The sequence below is a fragment of the Reichenbachiella sp. genome (assembly GCF_039944555.1).
GTDB lineage: Bacteria > Bacteroidota > Bacteroidia > Cytophagales > Cyclobacteriaceae > Reichenbachiella.
The window spans coordinates 402,670-420,563 of record NZ_JBDUYN010000007.1 but is presented as its reverse complement, the minus strand read 5'-3'; the positions used below and the strand labels follow the sequence as shown (position 1 = coordinate 420,563).

Below are 17,894 nucleotides of genomic sequence, written 5' to 3'. Positions count from 1 at the left end.
GTAGAAACTTTTTTTAACTTGGCAGTGTTTAAATAAACCAATAAAAAAAGTTAATATGATAAAATTTCGAAATATTATATTGAAATAGTACAAAAATCAGCGTGTATAATATAATTTGTTTAGTCTTACCCAAACCTCTTGATTATGATAAGAAAAATTTACTACTTAAGTGCTCTGTTAGTTTTTTCGTTCTCTGCCAATAACTTGATCGCCCAAGATGATGGCAATGAATTTGATATTAGTTTGGATCAGGAAGATACCGACTATAGCTGGCAAACACCAGCGGGTAAGTACCTGGAACCATCCTCTTTTTTCTCCCTTCATGGGTATGTAAATGGAGTATATGCTGGGTCAAGTGATGAATGGACCAATCCTGATCCGACCCAATTGGCTTCACCTGGGCAATTGTTAGTTCCGAATTCTAACAACAGCTCCTTTCAGTATGATTTTGCGATTATTATTGGCTCTGAACTTACAGAGCGTACTCGTGTCGCCGTGGAAGCACATTACGTCTCCGATCCAAGTGGCAGAGGAGCGGCTGGTCCCGGAGGGCTTAGTATAGCAGTTACTGAGGCTACAGGATCTTATGACTTAGTCCCTAAGGCCTTGACCATATCGGCCGGTATTTTTTGGAGCCCATTTGGTATTATCAACAAAGATTGGTTGGGTGCTCAGAACAAGTTTTCTCTCGTACCAAGGGCCTCAGGAGCTTATCCTGTACACTATAATGAGAGAGGAATTCGAGTCAACGGTGTTTTCGACCTTTCAGAAAACAGTGCGATTAATTATGTAGTCTCATTGGGTAATGGTCTTAGTAATTATAATCTTAGTGGACAGGCTTCTTATGATAATAATGACAACAAAACAATTACCGCACGCATTGGCTTTTATCCAGGGCTGGGTAAAGATTTAGAGATTGGACTGTCCTATATGAATGGTAAACTAAGGGACGGTTTAGATGCAACAATAGTAAATATATCCAACCCTGAGAGATATGGTTCTCAAACGAGTGCCTTTGGAATTGATGCAGCATATAAATTAGACAATCTTAGTTTTCAGGGCTATTTTGTGAGCTCTAAAGAAGAACTTTCAACAGATGGGGTCAATAGTCCTGGGGATATTAAAAGAATGGGATATACCGGAGAAATTCTGTATTTGTTTGAAACAGATCTAGAGTACCTTAAAGGCATTCGTCCGAAATTCAGATATGATTTTATTGAAGTGGATCAATTATACCTGAATGGACTAAATGTGGACTCGCGAACACTTGATACCAGTACTTTGTCCTTCGGATCAGATATTGTGATTTCTGACAACTTCCGTTTCGGATTTGATTATAATATTTCAACTGAAAATGGGCAAACTGAAATTGAGAATGATAGATTTGTTGGCAAACTAATCGCCCAATTCTAGATGAAACTAAAAAATGATTTACGATTAATAGCTTTGTTGCTAGTGTTTACGTGCACTGGCATCAAAGCTCAAACCAGACAGTCGCTGGAAACCCGGCTGGTGTTTACTTTTATCAATAATATAGAATGGCAACAAAGCAAAAGCTCTATTTCTATAGGTGTACTCGGTAATTCAAGGATTCTCACTGAGATAAGTAATCATATTAAGCGTAGTAAATTGCCGCATACCGTTTCCAGAATCAATTACGTGAAAGAAGCTGCCAGTTATGACATCGTAGTGATACCTGCTGGACTGGCGCTTGAAGTAGATGAACTGCTCGCCGTTATTGGAACCAAAAATATTCTGACCATTGCAGAAGAAAAAAAGTTGGCCAACAAGGACATTGATATCTGTTTTGTGGACGAAGAAGGGAAGTTGCGCTATGTGGTGAACGAAACCAATGCAAAGAAAAAAGGACTCAAAATTGCAGATAAATTGCTGGACTATGCGACTGAAATATACTAATTAGTCAAGGATTCGATCCGTTCATTTACCTCATTAAAGGCGTCGATATTCTTGGTTTCCACATAGAGTCTGCGGAGTGATTGTAGCATTACTAAATCATTGGGGTCGAATTTCTGGCAACTCTCGAGCAACCGTTTGGATTGATCTATAAATTGACTTGATTCATTATTAATGGCGTGATGGAGCAAATAAGTGCCCACCTTCAGACAATTGTAAAAGTCTGTCGAATCTATTTTCACGGCAGTCTGGTAAGCGTCAATAGCCTCGTCATAAAGTCCCATTTGATCATTGGCATCTCCGAGCATCATGTACAGATCCGAACCGGATTCTCCTTCTTCCAATCGTTTAGTGATAGTGGATTTAGCCTTGAAACTAAGTTGTTTGTAGAGTGCTTGATGAATGTCCAGGTGATGCAACTTTTCACTATTGGGAAATCGTTGTAAAGCCTTGACATAGACCAATTCTCTTTCTTTTTTTCTCTCCAATTCTCCCAGTAGAAGTAAGATATCGAGATAAGATTCTTCTTCTCTAAATTTATGCTCAATGGCATGTTGAAAATCCTGAAGGGCGACTTCATAATTTCTTAACCTCATATTGCTTTCGCCAAGTTGAAAGTATTGAAAACCAACAGGTTTGCCCAGAGCATCCAAACAAGCGATATATGCCTCTTGAAAGTAGATGTACTCTACCAATTGATTCTCATTGAGCATCTGCTTCGCATTGTCTTTATAATATTGTGTAAAGGTTCGAAATGAAGAATCAAGCGAAGGAAGATAGGCTAAATCCGCGTCAAGGTTCTTGCACTTGGAATAACCTTCAATAACCATCGGAATTATTTCATCCTGTTTCTCTCGCAAGGAAGCATTGTGATATCGTTTGAGATTGATCTGATAATAGTTGCTCCAGGTACGTGCATAATTTGACGTGCGTGGGTGATTTATAGCGAAATTAATTTCTCTTAATGCGGCGGAAAGACTATCAGTTTCCAAAAACTTGAGAGCATTATCCACGCGATACATTTGGGCACTCGCTGATGAGGCCATGACAATCAAAATCAGGAAATAGGATAAGCGGTGCATGGTCGATTTCTATATGGCTAATATACAAGAAGCCTTAACGAGATGCAATCATGCTGAGTTTACTTATAGTCTTCAATTCTAGTTTTTTGGAATATTGATTAGGCCACCTTTTTTTTTGCCGGATGGAAATTTTACTATCTTGATATTCCTATGGCAACAGATAGAATAATAAGACACTTTTTTTATTTCCTTTTATTGGTATCCACGCAAGCCCTGGGTCAAGGAACAATTGATAGTCTGATTATGCTATCTGAGGCGCCTCTTGAACGTGATACCAACAGCATAAATAAGATCAGTACCATGATCTACAAATATTACCGTTCGTATCCTGAACTGACCGAAAAGATTGCTTACAGACTCGTAGAAGCCAGTCAAGAGATAGGATTCAAAAGGGGAGAGGCTACTGCCTGGAGACGGATCGGAGCGTCTAACTATGTGATGGGTAAATCCTCCGAATTGATGAGAAGCCAGCTCGAAGCGTTGAAAATCTATGAGGAAACGGGAAATACAACCGGTATGGCCTATTGCCACAATAATCTTGGTTTGGCATATTTGCAAATTAAAGAACTGCCAAAAGCACAAAACCATTTTCAACTGGCACTGAGCACGATCAATCCTGAATACAAAAGCTTCAAGGCCATTTGTTATAACAATTTGGCACTGGTTTACTATCAGATGAATGAAATTGATAGTGCACTCAGTTTCAACAATAAGGCCTTGGATATTAGACAGGCACTTCCTGAGGAACGCCCACGGCTGCAAGCGACCTACACTAATTTGGGTACCATTTATAGTGAGCAGTTCAACGATCATCAAAGGGCTATGGAATACTTTGCTCAAGCGATTGCGATCAATGAAGATATTGGAAATTATACCGATTTGGCATCCAATCTTATCTATGTCGGCAACATATCAAAGGATAAGAAGCAATACGAACAAGCTAGAAATCACTACCTCAAGGCCATACAATATGCAGATTCGTCGAAGGATATGACTACCAGGGGAGAGGCATATTTAAGACTCTCTGAGCTGGAGAAATCTACCGGTCGTCTTGATAAGAGTATGGAGTACTATGGCGACTATCACTCCACGGTTCTACTTGCATTGGAGAACCAAAAGGAAGTAGAAATCAGTCGACTGGAAAACAACTACACCATCAAACAAAAGGAAAAAGAGTTGATCGTATTGCAAAAAGAGAAAGCCGAACAACAAACACTTCAAGTACTGCTCATTCTCGGTTCGGTAGGCATCATCCTTATTGCTGCTATGCTAATTATTGTACTAAGATGGAGAGTGAAAAATGCAAGACTGAAGGCCCGTGAATTAGAGCTGAATCTGGAGCAGAAGAACAAAGAGCTGACTTCTTATGCGTTAAACTTTGTTCAAAAAAATGAACTGATATCAGAAATATCTGAAAAAATTGAGCAGCTTAAAAATCAGTCAGATGGCAGTGGTATGAAGGAGCTGGTTCACATGGAACGAATCTTGAAGGAAAGCTTCAGAATAGATCAGGGATGGAACAATTTCAAAAGGATGTTTGAAGAAGTTCACAAAGACTTTTTTGTCAGATTGAAAGATAAATTTCCGGATTTGGGAAGCGCCGAACTAAAGCTTTGTGCATTAATTCGTTTGAACCTGAATCTGAAAGAGGCGGCTGGGATACTCGGAATTTCGCCAGATAGTGTAAAAACAGCCAGATATAGACTCAGGAAGAAATTGGATATGATCCACGATCAAAACCTTGTGGATTTTCTCATGGCCTTTGACAAACCTGAAAAGGCAGCTTATTAGAGGTAGTTAGCTCATATTGACATGCTTGAGCAAAAACCTTTTCGAGATTGGCAGAATCGTCTCTTTGATAGGGAACTGAAGTTTGCTTACAACTAAGAACGTAGCTGGATTAGGCAAATCAGAAAATTTTTTAGATAGTTTTAATTTGATTTTATTGAATGTGTTAGTAATGGACTTTATTTCATTGAATAGGAACTGCGTATGAATGGCCCGGTATTCTTCTTTCTGCAAATTAATGAGAGAGATTTTGTATCGATACACAGCCACATTTTTGTCCGTTTGCTCAGTAAGTAGGACATAGCCCTCGTTCTGATAGATAGGCATAAGCCCAATCTCGTCAAAGCTGAGATGGCCTTCAACAAAATCATAGAGCTCTCTGCCATGGGTTATGGATTGGTTGATCTGTGGCAATGCGTACTGTATGATTTCAGACAACTCTTGCATCAATTCGTCGTCTTCAATAAGTTTCTGATAGGTAATTCTAAGCTGTTTGAGATCAACTCCTGTTGCTACTTGCGGAAACTGTTCATAGAGCAAAGCCTTATTCTTTTTTAGATTAAGCAGGTTATCATAGTGCATGAGCAAATCAGAAAGCTGTGGATAAAGCTCATGTTGACTGAATTTTTCTTTTACATTCTGTAAGTAGGCTAACAGCGTATATTTCTTAAATTCAAAATCAATCATATCGTCTGTTAACCAGGTATTGCTCAGATTTTTCATAAGTTCTTTGCGTTTGCTCCACTTATAAGATAACGAAAAGATTCAAGATTATTGAGTGGGTGTGGCTTGCACAGATATATTATGTCTAATTGTATAAGAGTTTTTTACGATTCTATGCACTTTGTTGATGTTTGATTGTTGTGAATTCTCAATTCCCAATTGGCATACTTAGTGTAGTTTTACTATCCAAAGTTCTATTCTTTACTAAAATCAATGATATGCCAGATTGGTTAGTGATGGTGATTGTAATAGTTGGGTTTGTCCTGGCGGTTGGACTTCTGTTCTGGTGGCTGGTTCAGAAAAGTCTGAGGCGAACCGCTGCTATTCAAACTATTGCTGCAGACAGGGGATGGGTCTTTAAGGAGGACGAAAACCCTGATCTTATCCGAAAGCGGTTTCAATCTATTCCTATTTTCAATAAAGGCAACTCTTATACTTGCTCAAATCTTATGCTTGGTAAGATCGACGATTTTGAGATTTGGGTATGTGATTACCTATACTGGGGTCATGCAAAACAAACTCATGGCGGTCGAGAGGTAAGTGTGAGCTCCTCTCAGAAACAAAGACAAACGGTAATTTGCTTGCGATACCCTGAAGCCAATTTACCAACGTTTGATATAACTCTGAATCTGGGCTTGGCAAAGCTCACTGAATACGATCCGAAAAATGCTATTGTACTCGCAGGTGCTTTGGACTTCAGTAAGAAGTACATGGTATGTGTAGCTGAAGATGCTGATAAAGAAGTAGTTACCCGTTTGTTTACGGAGGAAATACAAAGTTTATTCCCAACAGATGCAAAGCTTAAGGTGCAAGTCAGTGGAAATGAAATGATGATAACAAATTACAGCTTAGAAATTAAAGCTACAGAGTTGGAAGGCTATATCCATACCGTACTGTCTATCGGGAAATCATTGAATGGATAAGGCAGGAATGCAAAATGCGCATGGAGCGAGCCAATGTTCACTGTTGGTAGTATCAAAATTAGAAATCATATTCAAGGTTTTAATCCGACTAAGGTCAATAATGAGTTTGGTTAATAGGCTCTTGTTGCGTAAATTACGTTACGTAAAGTTCGTAACGTAAAGTATGTAATGAGAAAACCCTCCAACCCTTTTTTAGTCAGTGGTTATCATAGTCCAGTCTATTTCTGCGATCGTAAACAAGAGCTCGATTGGCTCATGGATCAGTTTAGCAACGAGCGTAACGCTGTGATCACTGCCTGGCGGAGACTGGGTAAGACCGCATTGATTCGCCATTTCTTTCACCTTATTGAAAAGGAAAAACAAGGAGAAACCATATACATCGATATATTGGGTACGGCCAATTTGTCCGAAGCACATCAACGCATTGCGTCGGCCGTGACACGAAAATATGGAGATATAAAAAAGGGAGCAAGCCCTGCATGGTTAAAACTGATAAGTGCCATTGGCGCTAACTTTAGTATAGACCCATTAACAGGTCTACCCGAGGTATCTGTAGGCGTGATGCCTGCCAAATCTGTTCAGGCGTCGCTCGAGGCCATTGGAGTCTTTTTGAGTGATAGAGGCAAACCGGTAGTCATTTGTATCGACGAATTTCAGCAAATCGTAAACTACCCCGAAGACCATGCAGAGGCCATATTTAGGAGCTGGGCACAAGAGTATCCCATGGTGCGATTCGTGTATAGCGGTAGTCATCGACATATGATGGAGTCGATGTTTAGTGAACAGTCGAGACCATTCTATAGGAGTGCACAAATTTTACATCTGGAGGCATTGCCAAAAGATACTTATGGTAAGTTCATTCGCCGGCAATTCAAGAAGTCAGGGCAGACCATCGGTCAAACCGAACTCGATCTGATATTCGACTGGACAAGAATGCAGACGTACTATATGCAACTGATCTGTAACTATTTGTTTGGCCAGGGAACTATCACAGCCGATAAAGTCCGCGAAGTATGTACGCAGATAATCCAGCAGGAAGTTCCCATCTATTCGTCGTATCAGCAGCTCATGACTAGCTTTCAATGGAAGCTGCTTGTGGCTATAGCCAAAAATGGGACAGTAGTCAATCCACTGGCCAAAGATTTTATTTCTGCTTATCAGTTAGGAGCGGCGAGTTCGGTCAGCAGCGCATTGAAAATGCTGGAAAAGAAAGAATTTGTTATCAAAACCAATGAAGGGCTGGTGATTCACGATACTTTACTCATGCGCTGGCTCCAGGCTTTGTAAATTTTTTTGCCCATGCATCGGTTAAGCGAAAGGGTATTTTCAAATGTATTGCCAAACAATTCTTGTATTTTCGCAGCAATAGGGCAGTTGGTATTGAAAATCACGCCGTTTGTTGAATAGTGGCCAACCGTTGGTGTAATTTCTCGTTGCTTTGTGTGAAAACTAAAAATAAGAACGCTTTAAGTATGAAATTCTATTCATCAGGTTTAATAGTTATACTTTTCCTTCTCGGAGGTGTAATTCCTTTGGCAGCTCAACAAACGCCAACCGAGATTTCCGGAATTGTATTGGAGTCAGGAGGGAAGCAACCGATTCCATTTGCTACCGTGGTTCTACGGGATACTCAATCTGAATTACCCATTACTAGCGCGACCACAGCGCAGGATGGTCGGTTCAAATTGATTACAGACGCCCCCAACTTCTATCTGGAAATCAGCTTTTTAGGATTCATTACCCAACGAATAGATAACCTTGCAGAGGCCAAAGGAAAAATAGAACTGGGCACCGTATATCTGGCTGAAGACAGCAAGGTATTGAATGAGGTAGTTGTGGCCGGACAGAAATCCACTACAGAATTCAAAGTGGACAAACGGGTATTCAACGTTGGTAATGATCTGAGCTCCACAGGAATGGGTGCCCTGGAACTTTTGAACCATGTGCCTTCTGTGAATGTGAATATTGAAGGTGAGGTGAGCTTGCGTGGCAGCACCGGAGTACAAATTTTAATTGATGGTAAGCCATCCATTCTTGCGGATGAACAATCTAACGCCTTGGGCACGATCACTGCGGATATGATTGAAAAGGTGGAAGTAATCACCAACCCATCGGCTAAATATGACGCTGAAGGCACTTCGGGCATATTGAATATCGTGTTGAAAAAAGAGGAGAAAAAGGGCATGAATGGTTCCATCTCTGTCAATACCGGCATTCCTGATAATCACAGCATTGGGATCAGCCTGAACCGAAGGACACAGAAGTTCAATTTATTTACCCAACTGGGTGTTGGCTATCGATCACTACCCAGATATTCGGAAAATTCCAATCGGGATTTAACCAATAACACCACAGTTTATAGTGAAGGAGATGCCTACCGGAATGAAACCTTTTATAATATTATACTAGGCGCTGATTATCACATCAATGAGCTCAATGTGCTGACTCTTTCGGGGAACTTTGCCTATGAAGTGGAAGATCAGCCTTCAGAGACCTATTTTGATTACCTGGATGCCTCGAATACGATTACGTCCCAATGGCAAAGGAAAGAGATCACCGAAGCTACCAATCCAAAGTGGCAGTACGAATTGCAGTATAAAAAAGACTTTGAAGACCATAAAGATCATCAACTGCTATTTAGTGCCTTGGGAAGGTTTTTTGGTAAAGATCAATCCTCTGACTTTATCAATACAACCACATTGGGTAGTGTACAATATAGCGATCAACTGACACGAACGAAGTTTCAGCAGGCGGATTATACATTCAAGTTGGACTATGTAGACCCGATCACAGAACAATTCACCCTGGAAACCGGAGCACAACTGGTCATCAATGATGTGGGTAACGATTACGAAGTGCAAGACCTTGTAGGAAGTGAGTTTGTGACCAACCCAAATCTGACTAACAATTTTGAATACGATCAGAAGGTGCTGGCCGTATATGTCACGAGCGCCTATGAATTTGACAAATTGGGGGTGAAATTGGGGCTTCGGCTAGAGAACACGCAATTGAATACACTGCTCACCAACACCAATGAACGAAGTAATCAGGAGTATACCAACCTGTTTCCCAGTGCACATGCGTCTTACAAGTTTTCTGAAAACTTTAGCTTACAAGCGGGTTACTCCAGGCGAATCTATCGGCCCAGACTTTGGGACTTAAACCCTTTCTTTAATATCCGGGACAACTTTAATATCCGTACGGGAAACCCAAACTTGCTGCCACAGTTCACGGATTCTTATGAAGTAACCAACATTTTTATAATGGGCAAATTGGCACTGAACACTGGTGTATACCATCGATATACCACAGATGTGAAGGAATTGGTGGTTGCCTTCGAAAACAATGTGAGAACCACGATGCCTATGAACATAGGTACGGATCGCACCACGGGTATCGAGATCAATGCCGAATATGACCTGGCCAGTTGGATTAGTGCAAACGCAGACTTTAACTACAATAGCTACAAACGAGTGGGAAGTTTAGAAAGTCAGGTGTTCGACTTTGAAGGAACACTTTCTACTGCCAGGCTGACCACGAAACTTAAACTTCCTGCAGATTTGGAAATGGAGTTGACTGGCAATTACAATTCAGGTTTTCCTACAGTGCAAAGCGAACTCTCCAGTACCACATTTATGGATTTTGGCATGCGTAAGAAATTCCTTGACAGTAAAGTGGTGGTGAATGTCGGTGTGCGCGATGTGTTTGCTTCCCGCATACAAGAACGGTACACAACTCAGACCGCATTTGAGCTATACAGCTTCGGCCAACGCGGGAGATTCATTACCTTGGGTTTTAGCTATGGCTTTGGCAAAGGTGAGGCAATGACGTATTCGGGTAGAAGGAGGAGATGATTTGACGAAGATCTTATTTCTTAGCCAGTTCAGTCTGAATTTGCTTATTTAGATTCTTGAGGACTTCTGCATTGGTTTTATACTCCCTTACTTTTGATTTGAGGCTGACCAGATATCTGCTGAGCAGGTTTTTAAACTTGCGGTCCTTGGCCAAAATTAGGTATGAACTGTCATCTCTTAAATCAACCTGGTTATCAAGGTGTAATTTGATTCTATTTCTAATGGCTTTAGCCTGATCCATAATGTATTTGGTTTGAGAGTATCGAACTTCATAAGTGTTGCGTATATACAATTTCAAATCATTATTGGCTATCAGATCTATCTTGCCAGATTGCACAATGCTCTCATAGGTAGTGCGGCTCAGTAGCCAATTGTAATTACCGATCCCACCTCGAATAAGGTGTGCTAATGAATCAGGTGGAAAACTATCTTCATAGATCATGTCGATCAGTTGTTCTAAATCTGCAGAAATTTGCTCGTTTTTCGGAATTTGATGGCTTTCGAATATGTCTATGTCCTGGAGGATTTCATTGGACATGGCAGCAAGAATGGTAGCTACTTCTTTTTGACCCTTTCTCTTTTCGGCAGCACTGCTGATGCCGAAAGCAATCGTAACGCCGATGATGACGACAATCAAATCTATGATGTGCAATTTCCAATCGAGGTCTAATTTGAATTTAGCTATGGGCATATGTCTTATTTGTTGTGGTTGTGGGTGAAATTAATAAATGTATCGCAATACTTAAGTAATGGCTATCCACGTGTTTCATCGAATAGTTTTTGAGGAATGTGTTAAGTGTTTTGAAAGCCTCGATTAAACCACTAAAATTGCAAGTCATTAAGCAACATGACTGAGGAAATTAAGCATTCTATATTGTTAGCTGTAGAAGCGAGGAGTATCATCAGGACTGAACTTGTTCAGGAGCTGTGGAGTGGATATGGTCACATATATCGTTGCCAACTCGAAGGTGGTATCGTTCCCTCTGTGGTGGTGAAACATGTGAAATTACCAAAAGAAGTAGCCCACCCCAGAGGTTGGAATACCCATATTTCGCATCAGCGTAAACTCAAGTCCTACCATGTGGAAATGGCCTGGTACTCGACACTGGCCAGATCCTGCGATGAAGCGTGTCGCATCCCGAAGATTTTTCACGTCAGTAACCAATCAGAAGAAATGCTCATGATCATGGAGGATTTAAACAATGCCGGATTTCCGGTTCGCAAATCCGACGTGAACCGGGAGGAAATGAAAGCTTGCCTGAAATGGCTGGCACATTTTCATGCCAAATTCATGGGAGGGAAGAGCGACGAACTTTGGGAGGTAGGTACTTATTGGCATTTGGATACCAGACCAGATGAATGGGAAGCGATGCAGGACGCTCAACTCAAAGCAGCCGCGAGTCGGATAGATCAAACCTTAAATCAGGCCAAATATCAAACCCTCGTACACGGTGATGCCAAGCTTGCCAACTTTTGTTTTTCCGAAAAGGGAAGCGAAGTAGCCGCCGTAGATTTTCAATATATTGGAACTGGATGCGGTATGAAAGATGTTGCTTATTTCTTAAGTAGTTGCTTGCATCAAGAAGAGTTAAGCAATTGTGAATCAGGGCTTTTGCCTTTCTATTTTAATCAGCTAGAATTAGCATTAACTAGCTATGATCGAATGGCTGATTTTGAGGCCATTAGAGAGGAGTGGAGCTGGCTTTACAATTATGCCTGGGCGGATTTTTATCGTTTTCTGGACGGATGGAGCCCTGGGCATTGGAAGATGCATGACTATAGTGAAACAATTAAAAACCAAGTATTAAAGGAGTTGATTTGAAGTTATCCCGGAATGATATCGATTTTTTGACCCGATGTGGTCTAGAGGCCGCATTAGCAGCGACACAATACATTTCTTCAAAAACGAACCAGGCGCATGCGACTGAGCTTAAGTCCGGGACAGCGGAGTTAGCGTCACAAATAGTGACAGAGATTGATCTAGAAAGTCAACGATTGATACTCGAGCAATTGGCGGAAAGCATTCAAAAATTTGATTTGGGACTGCTGACTGAAGAATCTCCTGATGATGGTTCCAGATTCACTAAGGAATATTTCTGGTGCATCGATCCACTGGATGGTACGTTGCCTTTTACCGAAAGGAGAGCCGGTTATGCTGTATCTATTGCTTTGATTGATCGAAAAGGACAACCGATCATTGGAATCGTGGTTGACCCGTTTCATATGGAAACCTATCAGGCGGTCAAGGGTCAGGGTTTCCTGATCAATGGTATGCCGTTGAAGTTTCATTCCGAGCAGAAAGAGGATCTGGTGTGTCATTTTGATAGGAGTTTTGTGCAATCCACGGTTTATGCATCGACCATAAAAGCTTTAGAATCAATGAGCCATTCATTGGGATATAAAGACTTACAAATACGTACGGGAGCAGGCGCTGTCATGAATGCACTGGGATTACTTGATGTAGAAGCCGGCTGTTATTTCAAGTTTCCAAAACCTTATCCGGGCGGCGGCTGTATTTGGGATTTTGCCGCGACCAGCTTGATTTATGAAGAACTTGGCTTGCACGTATCAGATATTTATGGAAAACAGCTAGCCTTGAATAGAAAAGGCTCTCCATATATGAATGAATCAGGAATCATATATGCGACAGATAATGAGCTGAGCCAGCAGATCGTTGACCTGCATCGATCGATACTGGATCAGTAGTTTGATGAGGCTAAAACAAGCTTACAGCTGTCTGTGTGCCTGATGAAAGGCAGTGTCTATGCGGTCTAAATTAGAAATGTACTGCTGAGGGGTTAGATTCGTTACGGCTTTAAAGTCGTGAATCAAATGGGAAAGATCATAGTATCCCAGTCGTTCCAGCTGCGCATGAGGTGCCGCTCTTTCATTTAAAATTCGACTGAGTGCTCTCACTCGTTTCAACTGAAGCATTTTCCTGGGAGAAAATCCTGTCAGGTTTCGGAATACTCGCCTGAAATTCCTTTCACTCATTCCGATTTCCCGGCAAATGTTGGACACATTCATTTTTTGATTTTGCATCAATTGAACGGCATAATCAATTTGAGGGGTGTAAAAATTATTTGGTGCTACACGTTTTTGGATTAGAAATGATTCGATGGCTAAGATCGCATCTTCGAAGCATGAAAATCCGGATATGTGTCCAGCCAGGTTCAAAATCTCCTGGCCAAAAATATCTTCAGCCCGTACGTTTTTGTCTACAGCAATATCCTTTAGGGCGGACATAAAATAGGAAACATAGGCCGGCTTAAAGACCACGGCAAAAATGGTAAAATGGCTGGGGTAACTGATTGGAAAGGAATGGTTGTGACCTCCGGCCACGCGGATATTCGGTAGCACTTTGTACTGATTACTTTCCGTTTTTTGGCGTAACGGATCTCCATAGTGGATCATCAAATCAAATGTGCCGTCCGGTAAGTGTTTGTGATTTTCAAATGGTGTCTTGCCGTCATCCTGAAAGACATATATATAGGCCAGCTCTTCCTGAAGTAAGCGAGGATATATCTTTTTGACAATCATAGTTTGTATGTACGCATGTGCCCGAAAATAGATTGTTTGTCGCGAATATTTGGCCGAAATCTCCAATAACTCTGTAAGGCTCCCATACTACATTTGATTTTCCACCTGTCAAAAGGAAACAACTTCATACGGACAAAATGATCAACAACATGAATTTACGCATTAGAACCTTTTTTATCATCAGCAGCCTGTTCACCATCGGTTGTGCAAACGGCCAAAACGGCGGTACCATATCCGATGATGATCCAGAAACATCTCAAGCGTATGCTGAAGCTTTTTTGCAAGCCAATGCCAGGGGCTTAGCCATCCTCAACAAGGCCTGGCAAGCACATGGTGATATAGCAGATTCCTCGCTGGTCGTAGCACTCACGATCGAGGTCAAAGAAGGCATCCATCGAAGTCAATCCTTAGTGGTAGATCCTCCTTATGAAAGGTATCATTTGGAGAACAGGTTTTTCATTGATAGAAAGAATGGTATCGAAGTGGGACATTTTATGAATCGCTTCGCCGGATTTGATTTTGTGAACATCATTATCACAGACGATGAAGCGAGCCGTGACTACAATGTACTGACCAAAAAGTATACCGATGCCACCTCATCAGGTTTTGACAACTTCAGATACTTTCCTCATCCATACATTAATGCTGCATTGGCACGACCACAACACGTTTGCTATGAAGGCTCCGTAGACTACAAAGGAAAGGTAGTAAATCGAATATTTGCAGGCGGGGGGTCATCGGCTCGAAGATTGTATTTTGATGCCGAAGAAGGACGCCTGCTACGTGTAGAATATTTAAGAAATAATGAGCCCTATGGTGATGGGGTTTCATTTAAAGACTTCTCCAATTTTGAGAAATTCGGACCGTTGACATTACCCCAAGTGATTGCCAGCGGCGGGAACTATAGCGCCGGAGGCGAAGTGGTCAATCGATTTGAATTGCGTGCCATTGATCCTGTGGTAAACAGACCTACTCATGAACAGATGATCGGCTTTGCTCCAGCAGATTATAGCCAGGTAGTCAAAAATCAATTGACCGAGTTGGGCAATAACATTTACATGATTGAGAACATCACAGAAAGTATGGAAGGAGATGACTACAATGTGATGTTTGCAGTTTTTGAAAAATTCATACTGGTCGGAGAAGCGCCCGTGAATGCTGCGACGTCGGAAAAGGTATTACGTCACATTCGATCTGTTTCTGACAAACCCATAAAATATCTCGTACAGAGTCATCATCACAACGATCATTGGGGAGGCATCAGAACTTATATTGCAGAAGGAGCAACGATCATTACTACCGAGGGAAATGCAGCCATATTAATAAGGATTGCATCGGCGCCATCTGTCTTGAATCCGGATCGTCAGTCGGAAGATCCAAAACCGTTATCCATAGATTTGGTTACGGAACGTTTACAAATGAATGATTCGGCAAACGCTGCGCTAATCTATGACGTGGGTCCAACCAATCATGCGATCGAAATGCTGATAGTCTATTTCCCAGAACAGGGTTTGCTGTGGCAGGCAGATCTGATCAGCTATGGAGAATGGGATCTTAACGATCCAAGGTCAGATCATTTGTTGAACAAAATCAAATCGCTCAATCTGAAAGTCAAAAAGATTGCAGGCGTTCACGGACAAATTTTCGAAGGAGAAGAATTACAAAAGTGGCTGAGTAAATGAGAAGGCGTGATTAGACGGGTCTAAGATCTCTGAGAACAAGAGTGAAGTGCGATAATTGTTTTTGCTTTTTCATAAACCGCTGAAAACCTAAGGGAATTAAAGAGAGGGCATATTCTTTGAATAATCTATTTAACATAATATAAATTATATAACATTCATGAACGTTTAGAAGGCAGCCTGTGGCAGGCTTTAGTGAATGAAAGCTTGCAGAGCTGGCTACTGCACACCAATGTTATATAATAATATTATGCTAAATATTCAATGATGATCTCGTCCTGATAGTTTGTTTTTAAAAGCTGTAGCCGAATCATGCTGCGGGTGTTATATAATTTGATGTTATATTAAATAGCCGCACGGCCAGCGCAATATCCATCGCACTGCACACGCTGTCCCTGCGCCAATTAATAGTTACCCAACGCGCTTTCCGGCTCTGGCCGGATAACCAGCCCTAAGCAAGAGAATCTCAGTCAAAAGCTATCGTTCTATTTTCTTGGATTCTATACGTTTGGTCGTTAATCTCAAATATTGAATTCTCAGGCATTAGAATTTTTGCCTGTGATACACTTGCAGGCCTACGCTTTGTTTCGACAGCAGCAGTTTTTAAACTCTATCATTCTGAGGAATCAGTAAGCTGCAAGCTGGTATAATGACGTGAGAATCTCTTAGTGTTTTGCAGACAGTTTCCCAGTCTCATTGGTTGTCCGTCCTTATCGGCATTCGCTGTATCTCGCTCAAGCCGCTAGGCTTTTACTTTTTCCATTGATGAAAAAGTAAACAAAAAATCTAGACAGAAAAATGTTTCAACGCGCAAAACCCACGCACACCCCGCTTTTCTGTCCAGCCCACGCACCATTACGGCGAAGCTTCTATTTAACATAATATTATGACTTCTTTCTTAGCTTTTTTGTACGATTTTGAACTATGTATAACGTCCGCAAAAGATGATTAACAGCTTCTAATGATGCCTCTAAATCTGAGGCCGATGGACTTTTTATTTTATGTGCACTTATATTTCCAATTTCTCGAAGTGCATCAATTATTTCATGATCATTTATTGAAATCAATCCCATTTCAAGAATTTTATCGATTCTGCTTTTGAGATTTCGCCCAGCAATTTTTTTATGTACGCATACGCCTTCAACAACCATTCTAAGTCCCACGCCAGCCAAAGTATCGGCATCATTTTCTAAAACTACCTTGAGTTCATCATAGAGATAATAAAGTATTGAAGGCAGTTCTTCTTGATCTTCATGAGACAAGTATTCATATGCAGGAAAACGATCTGGGTCTTTTGGGAATTGTTCTTCATAATAAACAACATCATCCTCCCTATCAATGTCTTCTGGTGCGGCCCATTTATGCAGAAAACTTGTGGAATCACATCCTAAACATTGTACAATTGAATATCTATGGATTTCATCTTCTTCCTTATCATGAAGCTCAAATTTTCCATGCACCACATGATTAGTCTCTGTTCTACATGAATTACAGTATGCTTTAATCTTATTGTCCATTTATTCAGAGTTTATTGATCTGCTTTTCAAAGCTAAAATCCTCTTGAAGCTGTTTAATTGTATTCTTATTCAGATTGATACCATACTCAGGATTCTTGACGGCAGAGTCGGTGAATAACTGATTTGGTTCATTCCAAACTGTACTTGGAAACAAATACTTTGTTGGTTTCTGATCATCAACAAACAACACTAACCCAATCCAAAGATCATCCCTCAAACCTCTTTCGAAATCGGATTTAGGCACAAATCCATAGTTTGTTTTCTCGATATTAATCTGTCGGCAAAGAATATCGTACTCTGACTCCCCTACTCGATTGATTACCTTGAAATGCGCCCCTTTATGATTTAAATAGCTCTGAATAACATTATGATTTTCAGATATTAAGAAAGCTGATTTCATAATGGTCTCGGCTAGTTCATCTAGCTTGGACAGGGGGCGTAAATTTGACCAATTATGACTCATGAGTCTTGTTCATTTCTTTTTCTGCGGTTGTAAAAAATTCAACCAGAAAGTAAAAATCAGTAGCAATATCTTCAAAATCTCCTGGCAACACATCATGTTCACTGATTAAATAGAGCATGTAAATCTTTAATAGACTATGTTTCAATTGCTGAGGGGGTGTGAAGCTCAACATATTATCCAATTCTGATACCATCTCCTGGGTCACTTTCGTATTTTTTGGTAGTACAAATGCTTGATGATCCTGAAAGGTGTCATTTGAAGTTGACATATTGAAATATTTACGATGTAAGTTTAACTTATGTAAAGTTAACTTCAACTTTCATATTAGCAAGTAAATATTGAATTATTACTTTAACTAAGTTAAGCATGACTTACAAATAGTCAAGTTGAACTTATTGATTTAAGGCTTTT

The 17,894-nt window shown here is 40.7% G+C and carries 16 protein-coding genes; 9 read left to right on the top strand and 7 right to left on the bottom strand.

Features of this window, described 5'->3' with window-relative positions:
• Nucleotides 1-144 precede the first annotated feature (144 nt).
• Both ABJD64_RS10365 and ABJD64_RS10360 read left to right on the top strand, forming a co-directional pair.
• A complete protein-coding gene (locus ABJD64_RS10365; protein ID WP_348178417.1) occupies nucleotides 145-1,413 on the top strand; it encodes a hypothetical protein in 1,269 nt (422 codons plus the stop codon).
• Nucleotides 1,414-1,917 (top strand): YfiR family protein, encoded by a 504-nt coding sequence (locus ABJD64_RS10360; protein ID WP_348178415.1) that lies wholly within the window; start codon nucleotides 1,414-1,416, stop codon nucleotides 1,915-1,917. It begins immediately after the preceding gene.
• Here ABJD64_RS10360 and ABJD64_RS10355 read toward each other — a convergent pair.
• On the bottom strand, nucleotides 1,914-2,996 hold the full coding sequence (locus tag ABJD64_RS10355; RefSeq protein ID WP_348208198.1) for a tetratricopeptide repeat protein: 1,083 nt from the start codon (nucleotides 2,994-2,996) through the stop codon (nucleotides 1,914-1,916). The genes ABJD64_RS10360 and ABJD64_RS10355 overlap by 4 nt on opposite strands.
• A 150-nt stretch (nucleotides 2,997-3,146) precedes the next feature.
• Here ABJD64_RS10355 and ABJD64_RS10350 point away from each other — a divergent pair, with 150 nt between their 5' ends.
• The gene (locus ABJD64_RS10350; RefSeq protein WP_348178411.1) at nucleotides 3,147-4,787 is read left to right on the top strand and encodes a transcriptional regulator; all 1,641 of its coding nucleotides are present in this window, start codon (nucleotides 3,147-3,149) and stop codon (nucleotides 4,785-4,787) included.
• A 6-nt stretch (nucleotides 4,788-4,793) separates the two neighbouring features.
• On the opposite strand, the gene ABJD64_RS10345 is transcribed toward ABJD64_RS10350, so the two are convergent.
• Nucleotides 4,794-5,507, bottom strand: a complete 714-nt coding sequence (locus ABJD64_RS10345) for a hypothetical protein (protein WP_348178409.1) — start codon at nucleotides 5,505-5,507, stop codon at nucleotides 4,794-4,796.
• 218 nt (nucleotides 5,508-5,725) lie between these two features.
• On the opposite strand from ABJD64_RS10345, the gene ABJD64_RS10340 reads away from it, so the two are divergent.
• The 3 genes from ABJD64_RS10340 to ABJD64_RS10330 all read left to right on the top strand — a co-directional run bounded on the left by ABJD64_RS10340 (nucleotide 5,726) and on the right by ABJD64_RS10330 (nucleotide 10,284).
• The gene (locus ABJD64_RS10340; RefSeq protein ID WP_348178407.1) at nucleotides 5,726-6,430 is read left to right on the top strand and encodes a hypothetical protein; all 705 of its coding nucleotides are present in this window, start codon (nucleotides 5,726-5,728) and stop codon (nucleotides 6,428-6,430) included.
• Between the two features lie 168 nt (nucleotides 6,431-6,598).
• Nucleotides 6,599-7,717, top strand: a complete 1,119-nt coding sequence (locus ABJD64_RS10335; RefSeq protein ID WP_348178405.1) for an ATP-binding protein — start codon at nucleotides 6,599-6,601, stop codon at nucleotides 7,715-7,717.
• Between the two features lie 185 nt (nucleotides 7,718-7,902).
• The gene (locus ABJD64_RS10330; protein WP_348178403.1) at nucleotides 7,903-10,284 is read left to right on the top strand and encodes an outer membrane beta-barrel family protein; all 2,382 of its coding nucleotides are present in this window, start codon (nucleotides 7,903-7,905) and stop codon (nucleotides 10,282-10,284) included.
• A gap of 13 nt (nucleotides 10,285-10,297) precedes the next feature.
• Here the strand turns inward: ABJD64_RS10330 and ABJD64_RS10325 are convergent, their stop codons facing one another.
• Complete coding sequence (locus tag ABJD64_RS10325) at nucleotides 10,298-10,975, bottom strand: DUF6090 family protein (RefSeq protein WP_348178401.1); 678 nt, start codon at nucleotides 10,973-10,975, stop codon at nucleotides 10,298-10,300.
• Between the two features lie 156 nt (nucleotides 10,976-11,131).
• Here ABJD64_RS10325 and ABJD64_RS10320 point away from each other — a divergent pair, with 156 nt between their 5' ends.
• Nucleotides 11,132-12,106, top strand: coding sequence for an oxidoreductase family protein (locus ABJD64_RS10320; protein WP_348178399.1), 975 nt, complete (start codon nucleotides 11,132-11,134; stop codon nucleotides 12,104-12,106).
• Nucleotides 12,103-12,990, top strand: coding sequence for an inositol monophosphatase family protein (locus ABJD64_RS10315; protein ID WP_348178397.1), 888 nt, complete (start codon nucleotides 12,103-12,105; stop codon nucleotides 12,988-12,990). Before ABJD64_RS10320 ends, ABJD64_RS10315 begins: the two co-directional genes overlap by 4 nt.
• Before the next feature lie 21 nt (nucleotides 12,991-13,011).
• Here the strand turns inward: ABJD64_RS10315 and ABJD64_RS10310 are convergent, their stop codons facing one another.
• Nucleotides 13,012-13,824 carry a helix-turn-helix domain-containing protein gene (locus ABJD64_RS10310; protein WP_348178395.1) on the bottom strand — a complete coding sequence of 271 codons (813 nt, stop codon included), beginning with the start codon at nucleotides 13,822-13,824 and terminating at the stop codon, nucleotides 13,012-13,014.
• A gap of 149 nt (nucleotides 13,825-13,973) precedes the next feature.
• Between ABJD64_RS10310 and ABJD64_RS10305 the strand changes: the two genes are divergently transcribed.
• Nucleotides 13,974-15,506 (top strand): hypothetical protein, encoded by a 1,533-nt coding sequence (locus ABJD64_RS10305; RefSeq protein WP_348178393.1) that lies wholly within the window; start codon nucleotides 13,974-13,976, stop codon nucleotides 15,504-15,506.
• A gap of 881 nt (nucleotides 15,507-16,387) precedes the next feature.
• Here the strand turns inward: ABJD64_RS10305 and ABJD64_RS10300 are convergent.
• From ABJD64_RS10300 to ABJD64_RS10290, 3 genes are read right to left on the bottom strand one after another with little or no spacing between them, the layout of a single operon-like run.
• The gene (locus tag ABJD64_RS10300) at nucleotides 16,388-17,020 is read right to left on the bottom strand and encodes a DUF4145 domain-containing protein (RefSeq protein ID WP_348178391.1); all 633 of its coding nucleotides are present in this window, start codon (nucleotides 17,018-17,020) and stop codon (nucleotides 16,388-16,390) included.
• Nucleotides 17,021-17,024: 4 nt separating this feature from the next.
• Nucleotides 17,025-17,483 (bottom strand): hypothetical protein, encoded by a 459-nt coding sequence (locus ABJD64_RS10295; RefSeq protein ID WP_348178389.1) that lies wholly within the window; start codon nucleotides 17,481-17,483, stop codon nucleotides 17,025-17,027.
• The gene (locus ABJD64_RS10290; protein ID WP_348178387.1) at nucleotides 17,473-17,751 is read right to left on the bottom strand and encodes a hypothetical protein; all 279 of its coding nucleotides are present in this window, start codon (nucleotides 17,749-17,751) and stop codon (nucleotides 17,473-17,475) included. The genes ABJD64_RS10295 and ABJD64_RS10290 overlap by 11 nt, the downstream gene beginning before the upstream one ends.
• Between the last annotated feature and the right edge of the window lie 143 nt (nucleotides 17,752-17,894).

Bases quoted from the DNA above. Each gene is read 5' to 3' on its own strand.
- ABJD64_RS10295 (WP_348178389.1), bottom strand. From the start codon at position 17,483: ATGAGTCATAATTGGTCAAATTTACGCCCCCTGTCCAAGCTAGATGAA.
- ABJD64_RS10360 (WP_348178415.1), top strand. From the start codon at position 1,414: ATGAAACTAAAAAATGATTTACGATTAATAGCTTTGTTGCTAGTGTTT.
- ABJD64_RS10325 (WP_348178401.1), bottom strand. From the start codon at position 10,975: ATGCCCATAGCTAAATTCAAATTAGACCTCGATTGGAAATTGCACATC.
- ABJD64_RS10340 (WP_348178407.1), top strand. From the start codon at position 5,726: ATGCCAGATTGGTTAGTGATGGTGATTGTAATAGTTGGGTTTGTCCTG.
- ABJD64_RS10335 (WP_348178405.1), top strand. From the start codon at position 6,599: ATGAGAAAACCCTCCAACCCTTTTTTAGTCAGTGGTTATCATAGTCCA.
- ABJD64_RS10355 (WP_348208198.1), bottom strand. From the start codon at position 2,996: ATGCACCGCTTATCCTATTTCCTGATTTTGATTGTCATGGCCTCATCA.
- ABJD64_RS10350 (WP_348178411.1), top strand. From the start codon at position 3,147: ATGGCAACAGATAGAATAATAAGACACTTTTTTTATTTCCTTTTATTG.
- ABJD64_RS10365 (WP_348178417.1), top strand. From the start codon at position 145: ATGATAAGAAAAATTTACTACTTAAGTGCTCTGTTAGTTTTTTCGTTC.
- ABJD64_RS10305 (WP_348178393.1), top strand. From the start codon at position 13,974: ATGAATTTACGCATTAGAACCTTTTTTATCATCAGCAGCCTGTTCACC.
- ABJD64_RS10320 (WP_348178399.1), top strand. From the start codon at position 11,132: ATGACTGAGGAAATTAAGCATTCTATATTGTTAGCTGTAGAAGCGAGG.
- ABJD64_RS10330 (WP_348178403.1), top strand. From the start codon at position 7,903: ATGAAATTCTATTCATCAGGTTTAATAGTTATACTTTTCCTTCTCGGA.
- ABJD64_RS10310 (WP_348178395.1), bottom strand. From the start codon at position 13,824: ATGATTGTCAAAAAGATATATCCTCGCTTACTTCAGGAAGAGCTGGCC.
- ABJD64_RS10300 (WP_348178391.1), bottom strand. From the start codon at position 17,020: ATGGACAATAAGATTAAAGCATACTGTAATTCATGTAGAACAGAGACT.
- ABJD64_RS10290 (WP_348178387.1), bottom strand. From the start codon at position 17,751: ATGTCAACTTCAAATGACACCTTTCAGGATCATCAAGCATTTGTACTA.
- ABJD64_RS10345 (WP_348178409.1), bottom strand. From the start codon at position 5,507: ATGAAAAATCTGAGCAATACCTGGTTAACAGACGATATGATTGATTTT.